Here is a 15461-nt window from a genome sequence, read left to right on the forward strand (position 1 = left end):
CTCGACCCGCGTCCCGCCTCCCCGACCACCTCCACCCAAGGAGCCCCATGACCCGCATCGCCCTCATGTCCACGTCGGACACCGACCTGCTCTCGGCCCGTGCCAGCGGCGCGGACTACACCTGGGCCAACCCGGCCCGCGTCACGGACGAAAGGCGGGACGAGCTCACCGCCGACGCCGATCTCGTGGTCCTGCGCGTGCTCGGATCGCCCGAGGACGTGCGCGACGTCGCAGCGGTCATCCGGCAGTCCGGCCGGCCGCTCGTCGTGCTCGGCGGCGAGCGCACGCCCAACGCCGCGCTGATGGAGCTGTCGACGGTGCCGATCGGCATCTGCGCCGAGGCCCACCGCTACCTCGCCGAGGGCGGCACCGAGAACCTGCGCCAGCTGCACGCGTTCCTGTCCGACACGGTGCTGCTGACCGGTGAGGGATTCGAGCCGCCGGCGCTGCTGCCGGAGTGGGGTGTGAGCCGCCAGCCCGCGCCGAGCGACCTGCCACGGGTCGGCATCCTCTACTACCGGGCCCACGAGGTCAGCGGGAACCACGCCTTCGCCCACGAGCTGGCCGATGCCATCGATGCCACCGGCCGGGCCTGCGGCGTGCCGGTCTACGTCTCGTCGCTGCGCGCGGCGGCCGACGACCTCTTCGCCGAGCTCGGCACGCTCGACGCGATCGTCGTCACGGTCCTGGCCGCCGGCGGCTCGAAGCCTGCGGCGGTGAGCGCCGGCGGGGACGACGAGTCGTGGGACGTCGAGCGGCTGCGGGCGCTGGACGTGCCCGTCCTCCAGGCGCTCGCACTCACCTCCAGCCGCGCGGAGTGGGAGGCGTCCGACGACGGCGTGACCCCGCTCGACTCCGCCACCCAGATCGCCATCCCGGAGTTCGACGGGCGCCTCATCACGGTGCCGTTCTCCTTCAAGGAGGTCGATGCCGACGGCCTGCCGCGCTACGTCACCGACGCCGAGCGCTGCGCCCGCGTGGCCGGCATCGCGGTGAACCACGCGCGCCTGCGCCACGTGCCGCCGGCCGAGCGCAAGGTCGCCCTCGTGCTGTCGGCCTACCCCACCAAGCACAGCCGCATCGGCAACGCAGTCGGGCTGGACACTCCCGTGTCGGCCATCCGGCTGCTCCGCCAGCTGCGCGACGCCGGCTACGACCTCGGTGAGCCCGGCGCGATCCCGGGTCTCGACCCGCTGCCGCCGGTCGAGGGGGAGGAGCCGGACACGACGTCGGGCAACGCCCTGATCCACGCGCTCATCGAGGCCGGCGGCCAGGACGAGGAGTGGCTGACCCAGGCCCAGCTGAGCGAGTCGCACGTGCGGATCAGCCGCGACGACTACCTCCGGTGGACCGCCCACCTGCCCGCTGCGCTGCGCGAGGAGATGGTGGAGACCTGGGGCGAGGCGCCCGGCTCGCTGTTCGTCGATGACGCCGGCGACATCGTCCTGGCGACCCTGCGGGCGGGCAACGTCGTGATCCTCATCCAGCCGCCGCGCGGCTTCGGCGAGAACCCGGTCGCGATCTACCACGACCCGGACATGCCCCCGTCGCACCACTACCTCGCGGCCTACCGATGGCTCGAGCAGGGCTTCGGTGCCGACGCGGTCGTCCACCTGGGCAAGCACGGCTCGATGGAGTGGCTGCCGGGCAAGAACGCCGCGCTGTCGGCGGCGTGCGCCACCGACGCAGCGATCGGCAGCATGCCGCTGATCTACCCGTTCCTCGTCAACGACCCGGGCGAGGGCGCCCAGGCCAAGCGCCGGGCCCACGCCACGATCGTCGACCACCTCGTCCCGCCGATGGCACGGGCCGAGGGCTACGGCGACATCGCGAAGCTGGAGCAGCTGCTCGACGAGTACGCCAACGTCGCCGCGATGGACCCGCCCAAGCTGCCCGCGATCCGCCAGCAGATCTGGACCCTCATGCAGTCCGCCCAGATGCACCGCGACCTCGGCCTCGAGGAACGACCCGGCGACGAGGAGTTCGACGACTTCCTGCTGCACGTCGACGGCTGGCTGTGCGAGATCAAGGACGTCCAGATCCGCGACGGCCTGCACGTCCTGGGCCAGGCACCGGCAGGGGAGGGGCGCGTGAACCTCGTCCTCGCGGTGCTGCGCGCCACGCAGGTCTGGGGCGGCCAGAACCGCGCCCTGCCGGGGCTGCGCGCCGCGCTCGGCCTCGCCGACGACGCCCCGACGGCCGAGGTCGACGCCGTCGAGGCTCAGGCCCGTGGCCTCGTCGAGGCGATGGAGAAGGCCGGCTGGGATCCGCAGGCGATCGACACGCTCCACGACGACCCGGTGGTCCGCGACGTCCTGCGCTTCGCGGCCGAGCAGGTCGTGCCGCGCCTCGCGGCCACGACCGACGAGCTGACGAACATCCTGCACGCGCTCGACGGCGGCTTCGTCCAGGCGGGCCCCTCCGGCTCGCCGCTGCGCGGACTCGTGAACGTCCTGCCGACGGGCCGGAACTTCTACACCGTCGACCCGCGCGCCGTGCCGTCGCGACTGGCCTGGGACACCGGCCAGGCGATGGCCGAGTCGCTCGTCACCCGTCACCTCGAGGACACCGGCGAGCACCCGCGCTCGGTGGGCCTCTCCGTCTGGGGCACGTCCGCGATGCGCACGTCGGGCGACGACATCGCCGAGGTGCTCGCGCTGATGGGCGTGCGGCCGACGTGGGACCCGGCGTCGCGCCGGGTCAACGGGCTCGAGGTCATCGGGCTCGAGGAGCTCGGTCGCCCGCGCATCGACGTCACCGTGCGCATCTCGGGGTTCTTCCGGGACGCGTTCCCGCACGTCATCGAGATCCTCGACGACGCGGTCCAGCTCGTGGCCGGCCTCGACGAGCCGGACGAGCTGAACTTCGTCCGAGCGCACACGCGGCAGGACCTCGCGGAGCATGGCGACGAGCGCCGCGCGACGACGCGCATCTTCGGCTCCAAGCCCGGCTCGTACGGCGCGGGCATCCTCCAGGTGGTGGAGTCCGGCTCGTGGCGCGACGACGCCGACCTCGCCGAGGTCTACACCGCGTGGGGCGGCTTCGCCTACGGTCGCGGGCTCGACGGCGTGGCGGCGAGTGACGACATGCGGACGAGCTACCGCAGGATCGCGGTCGCGGCGAAGAACATCGACTCGCGCGAGCACGACATCGCCGACTCGGACGACTACTTCCAGTACCACGGCGGCATGATCGCCACGGTCCGCGCGCTGACCGGCACCGAGCCCAAGGCGTACGTCGGCGACTCGACCACCCCCGACGCGGTGCGCACGCGGTCACTGCAGGAGGAGACGAACCGCGTCTTCCGCTCGCGCGTCGTGAACCCGCGCTGGATCTCGGCGATGCAGCGCCACGGCTACAAGGGCGCGTTCGAGCTCGCCGCCACGGTCGACTACCTGTTCGGCTTCGACGCGACGGCCGGAGTCGTCCACGACTGGATGTACGAGTCGCTCGCGAAGGAGTACGTCCTGGACGAGACGAACCAGGAGTTCATGCGCCGGTCGAACCCGTGGGCCCTGCGCGGAATCGTCGAGCGGCTCAACGAGGCGGCCGACCGTGGCCTGTGGGACGAGCCGGATCCGGAGGTCATGGCCGAGATGGCGCGCGTCTACCTGGAGGTCGAGGGCGACCTCGAGGACGACGCGTGACACGCCGGCTCGCGCTCGTCGGCCTCGGTCCGGGGGACCCCGAGCTCGTCACCGCCCAGGCGGCGCGCGTACTGAACGAGGTCGACTTCTTCCTCGTCGCCGACAAGACCGAGCAGCACCCGGGCACGGCCGACCTCATCGCCATGCGCGAGACGATCTGCGACCGGCACGTGACGGGGGAGTGGCGCATCGTCCACGTGCCGGATCCGGAGCGCGACCGTGCCGACCCGGCCGACTACGGCGCCGCCGTGCGTGACTGGCACGAGGCGCGGGCCGTGGCCTTCGAGGAGGCGCTGCTGGAGCACCCCGGTGACGCCGCGATCCTCGTGTGGGGCGACCCCGCCCTCTACGACTCGGCGATCCGGCTGGCCGACCGCATCGTCGAGCGCGGGAACGCCGACGTCGCGGTCGAGGTGATCCCGGGGTTGAGCAGCGTCCAGCTGCTTGCCGCCCGGCACGGCCTCGTGCTCAACACCATCGGCGGGCCGATCACCATCACCACCGGACGTCGCCTGCTGGACGACGCCGCCGAGGGCGACAACCTCGTCGTCATGCTCGACGGCTCCCTGACCTGCCGAAGCCTGCCCGACCCGTCGGCCTGGCGGATCTGGTGGGGCGCGAACCTCGGCTCGTCCGACGAGCAGCTGGTCTCCGGGCGGCTCGACGAGGTCGCCGACGAGATCGAAGCCCGGCGGGCGCAGGCCCGGGCCGCACGCGGCTGGGTGATGGACACCTATCTGTTGCGTCGACGGGTGAGCGGCGCTCAGGAGGCCTGAACCAGCACCGCGGCTCTGCGTTCGTCCCTCTCGCGGCGCCAAGCCTTGACGGCCACCGTGCCGGTGACGCCGACCGCGAACAGGATCAGCAGGGCGTCGAGCCAGCTCGGCAGCCCGCCCAACGCATCGAAGATCGTGACGCAGTTGACCAGGATCACCAGGCCGCCGACCATCGTGCCCATCGCGGCATGCGGGAGCCGACCGGCCAGGCGCGCCGCGATCGGGGCCATGACGATGCCGCCGAGCGCGAGGCCGATCACGGGCAGCCACGGGATCCCGTGCTGTGCGGCACCGGTGAGGAATCCGAACGAGACGGAGACGGCCACCAGGAACTCGGCGGCATTCGCGGTTCCCACGATCTTGCGCGGTTCGTGACGCGTGACGGTCATCAGGCTGGGCGTCACGACCGGGCCCCAGCCGCCGCCACCGGTGGCGTCGACGAAGCCGCCGAGCAGGCCGATCGGTGAGAGCCAGCGTGCCGTGTGGCCGTTCCTGGGGGTGGGGATCAGCCGCACCCCGAGCCCGAACCTGGCGAAGATCACCAGGCCGAAGAAGACCAGCAGGCCCGACATCCAGCCCTTCGCCGAGGCGAGGCTGATGTTGGTGAGGACGACGGCGCCCAGGAAGCCGCCCACCGCGCCCGGCAGCGCGACGCGGACCAGGACCGCGGTGTCGACGTTGCCCTCACGCCAGTGCGACAGGCCGCTGATCAGTGTCGTCGGCAGCTTCGCCGCGTGGGTGGCGGCACTCGCCGTGACCGGAGCGACGCCCATGAACAGCAGCACGGTGGCCGACGTGACGCCGAAGCCCATCCCGAGGGTGCCGTCGACGAGCTGAGCGAGTCCGCCCGCCAACGCGAAGGCGACCACGATCCCCATGCCCACCTGCCTTCGACGTCCGTTGTGTCCAAACACGAGTAGGTTACGAGAGTTTGACGGCAATGGGACGGGTGTCCGAAACGTGGACCACGCGTCCGAGGCTCGGTGAAGAACCGCGTGCGTCGCTCGGGACGCCGGCGTGTCCGGTCTGGCAAGGTGGGCCGCGTGACCATTGCTCCCCGCGGACGGCCTGCCAAGGTGAGGTCGAAGCCGAGCATCTACGACGTCGCCAAGCTCGCCGGCGTGTCGCACATGACCGTGTCGCGGGTCCTCAATGACCACCCGAACATCAAGCCCGCGACGCGCGAGAAGGTGCTCGCGGCGATCGAGCAGGTCAACTTCACCCGTAGCTCGCACGCTCGGGCGCTGGCCACGAACCGGACCATGCGGATCGGGGTCCTGGTCGACTCGCCGGTCGAGTACGGGCCGAACAGCACCCTGCGCGCTTTCGAGGCGGCCGCGCGCTCGAAGGGCTACGCCGTCAGCGCCTACTCGATGTCGGAGAACCCCGAGCTCGCGATCGACTCGGGAGTCATGCACCTGGTGACCCAGGGCATCGACGCGCTATGCGTGATCGCCCCGCGGACGTCCTCGCTCGAGCTCCTGCACCAGCAGGCGACGGAGCTGCCCCGGCTCGCCATCACGGCGGAGCCCGAAGAGCACCTCTTCACCGCAGCGGTCGACCAGCGTGCGGGCGCGCTCGCGGCCCTGGACCACCTGATCGGCCTGGGGCACCGCCGGATCGCGCACGTCGCGGGGCCGTTGGACTGGGTCGACGCGCAGGCGCGCGAGAGGGCGTGGCTGGATCGGATCGCGTCGGCGGGTTTGGAGCCGATGGGGGTCGTCGAAGGCGACTGGACCTCGAACTTCGGTCACTGGGTCGCGACCCACGACGACACGATCACGTCGGCGACGGCGATCTTCGCGGCGAACGACCAGATGGCACTCGGCCTGCTGCACGGACTCCACGCGCGAGGCGTGCGGGTTCCCGAGGACATCAGCGTCGTCGGCTTCGACGACGTTCCCGACTCGGCGCACTTCCTGCCTCCGCTGACGACCGTCAAGCAGGACTTCCAGGCGTTGGGGGAACTGAGCCTGAGCCTGCTGCTGGAGGCGATCGAGGGCGAGGTGCCGGCGCACGGCGCGATGATCGAGCCGGTTCTGGTCGTGCGCGAGTCGACGGCGCCCCCGCGGACCTGACCCCCGCGAACACCCTGCGGACGCCTCCTCCGCGCACCTGAGCAAGTTCTGTCCGAAAAGGGCTTGCGCGAGAGTGTGTTAGCGGTAACAATCGTGATCCAGGACACACTGGCGTCGCCGTGACGCCGGACGTGACGGCCGGGATCCGGTGTCGCGATCTCAAGGAGGACACAGATGTCGAAGAACAAGCGAGGCCTTCGGGGGCTTGCGGCGACTGCCGCGTTCGGTGTCATGGCGCTCGGACTGAGTGCCTGCGGCGGCGGTGACGCCGGCGACGGCGGTGACGACACCACGACGGTCGGTTTCGTCGCGGTGGGTCCCGAGGGCGCGTGGCGCGAGGCCAACGAGCAGAACATCCAGGACACCTTCACCGAGGAGGCCGGATACGACCTCAAGTACGCGCCGGCCACCAACCTGGACCAGAAGTCGCAGATCGACGCGTTCACGTCGTTCGTCGACGAGGGGGTCGACGTGATCCTGCTGTCGGCCACCGAGAGCACCGGATGGGAGGACTCGCTCAAGCGGGCCCAGGAGGCCGAGATCCCCGTGATCCTGCTGGACCGCGGCATCGAGCCCGACGACACCGATCTCTACGTGACCCGCATCGCGCCGGACAACCTTGAGGTCTCCGAGTCGGTCGCGAACTGGGCGGTCGGCGCGTTCGCCGACGGGGCGAAGTACTTCGTCCTCGAAGGACCGGCCGGCGTCTCGGTCGTCAACGAGCGCAACGAGGGCTGGGACAAGGTGATGGGCGGCAACGCGGCCTTCACGAAGGTCGGCGCGCAGACCGCGAACTGGTCGACCGACGAGGCCAAGTCGGTCATGGAGACGGCCCTGAAGGCGAACAAGAACGACATCCAGCTCGTGTTCGCCCAGAACGACGAGATGGGTCTCGGAGCGGTGCAGGCGGTCGAGGACGCCGGCCTCAAGCCCGGCGAGGACGTCAGGATCGCCACGATCGACGGCACCAAGGGCGCGCTCGAGGCGCTCGCCGCGGCCCAGCTCAGCTTCGTCGCCGAGTACAACCCGCTGTTCGGCGAAACGGCCATGGAGGTCGTCGAGAAGGTGCTCGACGGCGAGGACGTCGAGCCGTACATCATCGTGCCGAGCGAGACGTTCGACTCGCCCGAGGCCGCCGAGGCGGCGCTGCCGGAGCGCAAGTTCTGACCCGGCACGACTGACGCACCGTGGTGCGGGGCGGCAGAAGCCTCTCCCTTCCCGTCCCGCACCCGCGGTGTCACGCTCACACCACCCACCACCACCCTCGGGATCGAGCGCAGCATGACCGAACGCACCCCCATCGTCGAGATGAGCGGGATCTCCATCGAATTCCCCGGCGTCAAGGCCCTCGACGACGTGTCCCTCAGGCTCTTCCCCGGCGAGGTCCACGCCCTCATGGGCGAGAACGGCGCCGGCAAGTCCACCCTCATCAAGGCCCTCACGGGCGTCTACCGGATCGACGCGGGATCGATCCGAGTGGACGGCCGCGAGCGCTCCTTCCACGGTCCCGGTGACGCCCAGTCCGCCGGCGTCTCGACCGTCTACCAGGAGGTCAACCTCTGCACGAACCTCACGATCGGCGAGAACGTGATGCTCGGCCACGAGGTGCGTGGCGCCTTCGGCATCAACTGGCGCGCGACGCACCGGGCAGCCGCTGCGGCCCTGGACCGGCTGGGGCTGGGCCACCTCGACCCGCGCCAGCCGCTGTCCTCGATCTCGATCGCGATGCAGCAGCTGGTGGCGATCAGTCGGGCGATGGTCATCGAGTCGAGGGTGCTGATCCTCGACGAGCCGACCTCGAGTCTCGACGCGGCGGAGGTCGAAGGGCTGTTCGGGGTCATCCGTTCCCTGCGGGACCAGGGTGTCGCGATCCTGTTCGTCTCCCACTTCCTCGACCAGGTCTACGCGATCAGCGACCGCATGACGGTGCTGCGCAACGGCACCTGGGTCGACGAGCGGCCGACCCGCGAGCTCGACCGCTCGACCCTGATCTCGCTCATGATCGGTCGCGACATGGCGGCCCTGGCCCAGGTCGAGTCCGGGCGTGAGCGGCACCAGGTCGACCTGGCCGCCGTGCCGATCCTGAAGGCGACGGGGATCCGGCGCACCGGGTCGATCGAGAGCGCCGACGTCGAGGTGCACCGCGGTGAGGTCGTCGGATTCGCGGGACTGCTCGGCTCGGGTCGCACCGAGCTGGCCCGCCTGCTCTACGGCGCCGACCGTCCCGACGACGGCAGCATCGAGGTGGACGGTGAGCAGGTGTCGCTGTCGTCACCCGTCGCGGGGCTCAAGCACCGGATCGCGTACTCGCCCGAGAACCGCCGTGACGAGGGCATCGTCGGCGACCTGACCGTTCGCGAGAACCTGATCCTGGCCGTGCAGGCCAAGCGCGGCTGGATGCGCCCGCTGTCGCGCGTGGAGCAGGACCGGATCGTCGACACGTACGTGACGGCGATGGGCGTTCGCCCGGCCGATCCGGAGCGGCCGATCAAGAACCTCTCGGGCGGCAACCAGCAGAAGGTGCTCCTCGGTCGTTGGCTGGCGACGCAGCCCGACCTGCTGATCCTCGACGAGCCGACGCGGGGCATCGACATCGGCGCGAAGGCCGAGATCCAGGAGTACGTCACCGGCCTGGCCGAGGACGGCGTGGCCGTCGTCTTCGTCTCGTCCGAGCTCGAGGAGGTCGTGCGGCTCAGCGACCGGATCGTCGTGCTCAGGGACCGCCGCGTGGTCGGCGAGCTGGTCAACGGCCCCGACGTAACCGCCCAGGACATCGTCGACGTGATCGTGCGGCCGTCGCCGGACGCGACGGACGTGGTGGTGACGGCATGAGCGCCGTCGTCCGCACCGTTCGCGCCCGCCTCGCCGAGCTCATGCGACAGCCCTACGTCTGGGGCCTGGTCGCGATCGTCGTCCTGCTGCTGGTCAACCTCGCCAAGGACCCCGGCTACCTCGCCCTGAGCGTCAACGACCAGAACGGTCACGTCGCCGGCAACCTCATCGACATCATGCGCGCCGCGGCGCCCATCCTGCTGATCGCGACCGGGATGACGCTGGTGATCGCGACCGGCGGCATCGACCTGTCGGTCGGGTCGATCATGGTCGTCTCGGGCGCGGTGTCCATGGAGTTCCTGCAGTCCGCGGGCGCGGACGCCGGCACGCAGGCCGCGTTCACGGCCGTCCTGCTCTCGCTGGCGATCGGCACGGCGCTCGGGTTGGTCAACGGCGTGCTGGTCGCCTTCGTGGGCCTGCAGCCGTTCATCAGCACCCTCGTGATGATGCTGGCCGGGCGCGGCCTGGCCAAGGTCATCACCGAGGGTCAGAACACGGCTTCGGTGAACCCGTCCTTCCGGTGGATCTCCAACGGCTACGTCCTGGGCCTGCCCGTCGTCTTCTTCCTCGCCGTCGCGATCGTGCTCGTGGTCGGCCTCGTGGTCCGCCGGTCGGCGCTCGGCCTGCTGATCGAGGCGATCGGGGTGAACCTGCGCGCCGCCCGGATGGCCGGCGTGAAGCCGCGCAACCTGCTGCTCGCGGTGTACGTGCTCAGTGCCTTCCTGGCCTCGATCGCCGGACTGTTCGCCACGGCCACGGTGATGCGCGTCGACGTCTCGCGCACCGGGTACCAGCTCGAGCTGGACGCGATCCTGGCCGTCGTCATCGGCGGCACGTCCCTGGCCGGCGGCAGGTTCTCGATCCGCGGCGCCGCGGTCGGCGCGCTGCTGATCGCCACCCTCAACAAGACGGTCGTGTTCCTGGGCATCCCGTCGTCGGCGACGCCCGCGTTCAAGGCCATCGTCATCATCGTCCTCTGCCTGATGCAGTCCCAGCAGGTTCTCCGCTGGCTGGAACGGCGCCAGCCGCGGCCCGGACCCGACGTCGGCCCGCCGCGCCCCGACGGCACGTCCGAGAACGCCTCGACGCAGGGAGCGAGGGTCTCCGCATGAGCACTGATCTGGCGACCGCCGACCCCACTCGCGCCACCCTCGCCGACCGAGCCGTCGCGCTCTGGAAGCGCAGTGCGGCGACGCTGCCGACCCTCGCGGCCGTGGTCATCTTCGTGGGCATGCTCGTGTACGGCGAGGTGACCTACGGGCGGATCCTGCAGGCGAACACGATGTCGAACCTGCTGATCAACAATGCCCACCTGATCATCCTCGCCGTCGGGATGACCTTCGTGATCCTCTCCGGTGGCATCGACCTTTCGGTCGGAGCCGTCATCGCGTTCTCCAGCGTCGTCGGCGTGATGCTCACCCACACCGGCATGAACGACTGGCTCGTGGTCATGCTGATGATCGGGATCGGCACGCTGTTCGGGCTGGCCTCAGGGGTGCTGATCCACTACTTCGACGTCCAGCCGTTCATCGCGACGCTCGCCATGATGTTCCTGGCCCGAGGTCTGGCCTCGAGCCTCAGCACCGAGCCCGAGCGCCTGGACGACGACTCGGCGATCCGGTCGCTCGCCACGCCGTGGAAGCTCGTCGACGGCGAGCGGGTCAACGATCTCGTCCTGACGCCTGGTGTCGTCATCGCGTTCGCGGTGGTGGTCGTCGCGGTCTTCGTCCTGCACCGCACCCGGACGGGTCGCACCGTCTACGCGATCGGTAACTCCGAGCCGTCGGCACGGCTGATGGGCCTGCCCGTCACCGCGACGAAGATCCGCGTCTACGTCATCAGCGGCACGCTCGCCGGGGTCGCCGCCGTCGTCTACACCGCCCGGCTGGGCAGCGCTCAGAACATCACCGGCATCGGCTGGGAGCTCGACGCGATCGCCGCGGTGGTGATCGGTGGCACGTTGCTCACCGGCGGCGCGGGGTTCGTCCTCGGATCGGTCGTCGGCGCCCTCGTGCTCGGGCTGATGAACGTGCTGATCACGCGCGACGGCACGATCCCGCCCGAGGCCACGACCATCATCACCGGCGGCATCCTGCTCATCTTCGTTCTGCTGCAGCGGGTGGTGACGTTGCGCCGACGCGAGTAGCGGCCCTCCGGCTGCGCGCCCCCGCCCGTCACCACCCGCCCCATCTCCAGAGGAGAACCATTCCATGCCCGACCCCGCCGCGAAGTCCGTCATCGGCATCGACTTCGGCACGCTCTCGGGCCGCGCGCCCGTCGTGCGGGTCGAGGACGGAGCCGAGCTCGGCTCGGCCGTGCACGAGTATGAGCCCGGCGTCATGGACCGGACGCTCACCGCCGCACCGGCCGATGCCGGGATCGTGACGCTGCCCCCGGACTGGGCGCTGCAGTCACCCGGGGACTACGTGGCGGTGCTGCGGAAGGCGGTTCCGGCCGCGCTCGCCGACGCGGGCATCGATTCGGCGGACGTCGTGGGCGTGGGAACGGACTTCACCGCCTGCACGATGGTGCCGACCCTGGCCGACGGCACGCCGCTGTCGGAGGTGCCCCGGTTCGCCGACCGCCCCCACGCCTACGTGAAGCTGTGGAAGCACCACGCCGCCCAGCCCCACGCCGACCGGATCAACGCGTTGGCGCACGAGCGCAAGGCGTCGTGGATCGGCCGGTACGGCGGGCTGATCTCCAGCGAGTGGGAGTTCGCCAAGGGCCTGCAGCTCTTCGAGGAGGACCGCGAGCTCTACGACGCGATGGCCCACTGGGTGGAGGCCGCGGACTGGATCGTCTGGCAGCTGACCGGCCGATACGTCCGCAACGCCTGCACGGCCGGGTACAAGGGAATCCTCCAGGACGGCGAGTACCCGTCCGCAGACTTCCTGGCGGCCCTGGCACCGGGATTCGGCGACTTCGCCGAGACCAAGGTCGCGCACGAGATCGGCCGGCTGGGCGACGCGGCGGGCGGACTGACGGCGCAGGCAGCCGCGTGGACCGGCCTGCCGGAGGGCATCCCCGTCGCCGTGGGCAACGTCGACGCCCACGTGAGCGCCCCGGCGGCGCAGGCCGTCGAGTCCGGTCAGATGGTCGCGATCATGGGCACCTCGACGTGCCACGTGATGAGCCACGACCGGCTCGTCGAGGCCGAGGGGATCTGCGGCGTCGTCCACGGCGGGATCATCGATGGGCTCTGGGGCTACGAGGCGGGCCAGTCCGGCGTGGGCGACATCTTCGCCTGGTACGTGGAGCACCAGGTCCCCGGGCGGCTCCACGCCGAGGCCGCGGACCGGGGCATCTCGGTCCACCAGCACCTCACCGAGCTGGCGTACGCCGAACCCGTCGGCGCCCACGGGCTGGTCGCGCTCGACTGGCACTCGGGCAACCGCTCCGTGCTCGTCGACCACGAGCTGTCGGGACTGGTGGTCGGCCAGACCCTCGCGACCCGGCCCGAGCAGGGGTACCGCGCCCTGCTCGAGGCGACGGCGTTCGGCACCCGCGTGATCGTCGAGACGTTCGTGGACGCGGGCATCCCGGTCACCGAGTTCATCGTCGCCGGCGGGCTGCTCAAGAACCCCCAGCTGATGCAGACGTACGCCGATGTCCTGCGCCTTCCGGTGTCGATCATCGCGAGTGCGCAGGGCCCCGCTCTCGGATCGGCGATCCACGCCGCCGTCGCGGCGGGGGAGTACGCCGACGTCCGCGCCGCGGCCGCCGCGATGGGAGCGGTCGACCGGGACGTCTACACGCCCCACGAGCCGGATGCGCGCACCTACGACCGGCTGTACGACGAGTACACCCTCCTGCACGACCAGTTCGGTCGGGGCGCCAACGACGTCATGAGGCGGCTGCGCTCGCTGCGCCGGACGGTGCTGGCATGAGCTTCGACGAGGCGACCCAGCGGGCGATCGACGCCGTGCGCGCCGACGTGGCGGCGCTGCACGCCGAACTCGTCCGGTACGGCCTCGTCGTGTGGACCGGAGGAAACGTCTCCGGCCGCGTGCCCGGCGCCGACCTGTTCGTCATCAAGCCTTCGGGGGTGTCCTACGACGACCTGACACCCGAGTCGATGATCCTGTGCGAGCTCGACGGCACGGTGGTCCCCGGCTCGCCGGGCAGTGAGCGGTCGCCGTCCAGCGACACCGCCGCGCACGCCTACGTCTACCGGCACCTGCCGGACATCGGGGGAGTCGTGCACACCCACTCGACGTACGCGGTGGCGTGGGCGGCCCGCGCCGAGGAGATCCCGTGCGTCATCACGGGAATGGCCGACGAGTTCGGCGGTCCTATCCCCGTCGGGCCGTTCGCGGTCATCGGTGACGACTCGATCGGCCGCGGCATCGTCGAGACGCTGCGAGGCCACCGGTCGCGTGCGGTGCTGATGGCGAACCACGGCCCGTTCACGATCGGGGTCACCGCACAGGACGCCGTGAAGGCGGCCGTCATGTGCGAGGACGCCGCGCGCACCGTCCATCTGGCCCGACAGGCCGGCGAGCCGGTCCCGATCGACCAGGCGAACATCGACGCCCTCTACGCGCGCTACCAGCACGTGTACGGGCAGTCCGGCGACGACCGTCGCCCCGACACCGAGGAGCTGCGATGACCCGCACCCCCCTGACCACATCCTTCGACGGCCGCGAGGTCTGGTTCGTCACCGGCAGCCAGCTGCTGTACGGGGAGGAGACCCTGCGGCAGGTCGCCGAGCAGTCCCGGCAGGTCGCCGAGGGGCTGGGCGGGTCCCCCGTGAGGGTGGTCTGGAAGCCGGTGCTGAAGGACGCCGAGGAGATCCGGCGGCTCGTACTCGAGGCCAACGCGCGCGACGAGGTCGTCGGACTGATCGCGTGGATGCACACGTTCAGCCCCGCCAAGATGTGGATCTCGGGCCTGGACGTCCTGGCCAAGCCACTGCTGCACCTGCACACCCAGGCGAACGTCGCGCTGCCGTGGGACGAGATCGACTTCGACTTCATGAACCTCAACCAGGCCGCCCACGGCGACCGGGAGTTCGCCTACGTCCAGACCCGACTGGGCATCGCCCGCAAGACCGTGGCGGGGCACGTCTCCGATCCTCGCGTGCTCCAGCAGGTCGAGGACTGGGAGCGAGCGGCTGCGGGCTGGGCATCGCTGCGCTCGCTGAGGCTGGCTCGCTTCGGCGACAACATGCGGTACGTCGCGGTCACCGAGGGCGACAAGACCGAGGCCGAGCTGCAGTTCGGCGTCCAGGTGAACACGTGGGGTGTCACCGAGCTGGCCGCCGCGGTCGACGCCGCCGAGACGGTCGAGGTGGACCAGCTCGTGGCCGAGTACGCCGACCTGTACGACGTCGCCCCCGAGCTGCTGCCCGGAGGCGATCGCCACGACGCGCTGCGCGACGGCGCCGCGATCGAGGCGGGCCTGCGCCGCTTCCTCGAGGACGGCCGATTCGGGGCCTTCACGACGAACTTCGAGGACCTCGGGACCCTGAGGCAGCTGCCCGGGCTGGCCGTGCAGCGGCTCATGGCGGAGGGCTACGGGTTCGGCGCCGAGGGCGACTGGAAGACCGCGATCCTGGTCCGCCTCGCCAACGTCATGGGCGCCGGGCTGCCCGGCGGCGCGAGCCTCATGGAGGACTACACGTACGACCTGACGCCGGGGAACGAGCGGATCCTCGGCGCCCACATGCTCGAGGTCGCGCCGTCGCTGACCTCGACCCCACCTCGCCTCGAGGTCCACCCGCTCGGCATCGGCGGGAAGGACGATCCCGTTCGCCTGGTCTTCACGGCCGATCCGGGACCGGCGCTGGTGGTGGCGCTGTCGGACATGCGGGATCGCTTCCGCATGGTGGCGAACGTGGTCGACACCGTGGAGGCTCCCGACCTCCCGCGCCTTCCCGTCGGCCGGGCGGTGTGGAGGCCCCAGCCGGACTTCGCGACCAGCACCACGTGCTGGCTCACCGCCGGTGCGGCCCACCACACGGTGATGACGACCGCCGTGGGGATCGAGGTCTTCCGTGACTTCGCCGAGATGTCCGGTACCGAGCTGCTGGTCATCGATGAGTCGACCGACGTGCGCGGGTTCGCCGACCAGGTCCGGTGGAACCAAGCCTACTACCGGCTGGCGCGAGGACTCTGACGTGGGCC

At 70.8% G+C, this 15461-nt stretch carries 11 protein-coding genes; 10 read left to right on the top strand and 1 reads right to left on the bottom strand.

The window, feature by feature from the left end:
• The first annotated feature begins 47 nt into the window (after window positions 1-47).
• Together cobN and cobF are read left to right on the top strand one after the other, a co-directional pair.
• Complete coding sequence (gene cobN, locus H1W00_RS10700) at window positions 48-3647, top strand: cobaltochelatase subunit CobN (RefSeq protein ID WP_181755686.1); 3600 nt, start codon at window positions 48-50, stop codon at window positions 3645-3647.
• Window positions 3644-4423: a precorrin-6A synthase (deacetylating) gene (gene cobF / locus H1W00_RS10705; protein ID WP_181755687.1), complete on the top strand. Its 780-nt coding sequence runs from the start codon at window positions 3644-3646 to the stop codon at window positions 4421-4423. Before cobN ends, cobF begins: the two co-directional genes overlap by 4 nt.
• Here cobF and H1W00_RS10710 read toward each other — a convergent pair.
• Entirely contained in the window at window positions 4411-5301 is an 891-nt protein-coding gene (locus H1W00_RS10710; protein ID WP_181755688.1) for a sulfite exporter TauE/SafE family protein, read from the bottom strand. The genes cobF and H1W00_RS10710 overlap by 13 nt on opposite strands.
• A 165-nt stretch (window positions 5302-5466) precedes the next feature.
• Here H1W00_RS10710 and H1W00_RS10715 point away from each other — a divergent pair, with 165 nt between their 5' ends.
• The 8 genes from H1W00_RS10715 (at window position 5467) to araA (ending at window position 15453) form a co-directional block, all read left to right on the top strand.
• Window positions 5467-6501, top strand: coding sequence for a substrate-binding domain-containing protein (locus H1W00_RS10715; protein WP_206680001.1), 1035 nt, complete (start codon window positions 5467-5469; stop codon window positions 6499-6501).
• A 231-nt stretch (window positions 6502-6732) separates the two neighbouring features.
• Window positions 6733-7668 (top strand): substrate-binding domain-containing protein, encoded by a 936-nt coding sequence (locus H1W00_RS10720; RefSeq protein ID WP_241732837.1) that lies wholly within the window; start codon window positions 6733-6735, stop codon window positions 7666-7668.
• Window positions 7669-7782: 114 nt separating this feature from the next.
• Complete coding sequence (locus tag H1W00_RS10725) at window positions 7783-9333, top strand: sugar ABC transporter ATP-binding protein (protein ID WP_181755690.1); 1551 nt, start codon at window positions 7783-7785, stop codon at window positions 9331-9333.
• The gene (locus H1W00_RS10730; protein WP_181755691.1) at window positions 9330-10445 is read left to right on the top strand and encodes an ABC transporter permease; all 1116 of its coding nucleotides are present in this window, start codon (window positions 9330-9332) and stop codon (window positions 10443-10445) included. The genes H1W00_RS10725 and H1W00_RS10730 overlap by 4 nt, the downstream gene beginning before the upstream one ends.
• Complete coding sequence (locus H1W00_RS10735; RefSeq protein ID WP_181755692.1) at window positions 10442-11479, top strand: ABC transporter permease subunit; 1038 nt, start codon at window positions 10442-10444, stop codon at window positions 11477-11479. The genes H1W00_RS10730 and H1W00_RS10735 overlap by 4 nt, the downstream gene beginning before the upstream one ends.
• 64 nt (window positions 11480-11543) lie before the next feature.
• Window positions 11544-13223: a ribulokinase gene (gene araB, locus H1W00_RS10740; RefSeq protein WP_181755693.1), complete on the top strand. Its 1680-nt coding sequence runs from the start codon at window positions 11544-11546 to the stop codon at window positions 13221-13223.
• Window positions 13220-13945 (top strand): L-ribulose-5-phosphate 4-epimerase, encoded by a 726-nt coding sequence (locus H1W00_RS10745; RefSeq protein WP_181755694.1) that lies wholly within the window; start codon window positions 13220-13222, stop codon window positions 13943-13945. The genes araB and H1W00_RS10745 overlap by 4 nt, the downstream gene beginning before the upstream one ends.
• Window positions 13942-15453: an L-arabinose isomerase gene (gene araA, locus H1W00_RS10750; protein ID WP_181755695.1), complete on the top strand. Its 1512-nt coding sequence runs from the start codon at window positions 13942-13944 to the stop codon at window positions 15451-15453. The genes H1W00_RS10745 and araA overlap by 4 nt, the downstream gene beginning before the upstream one ends.
• Window positions 15454-15461 lie beyond the last annotated feature (8 nt).

Source organism: Aeromicrobium phoceense (genome assembly GCF_013868155.1).
GTDB lineage: Bacteria > Actinomycetota > Actinomycetes > Propionibacteriales > Nocardioidaceae > Aeromicrobium > Aeromicrobium phoceense.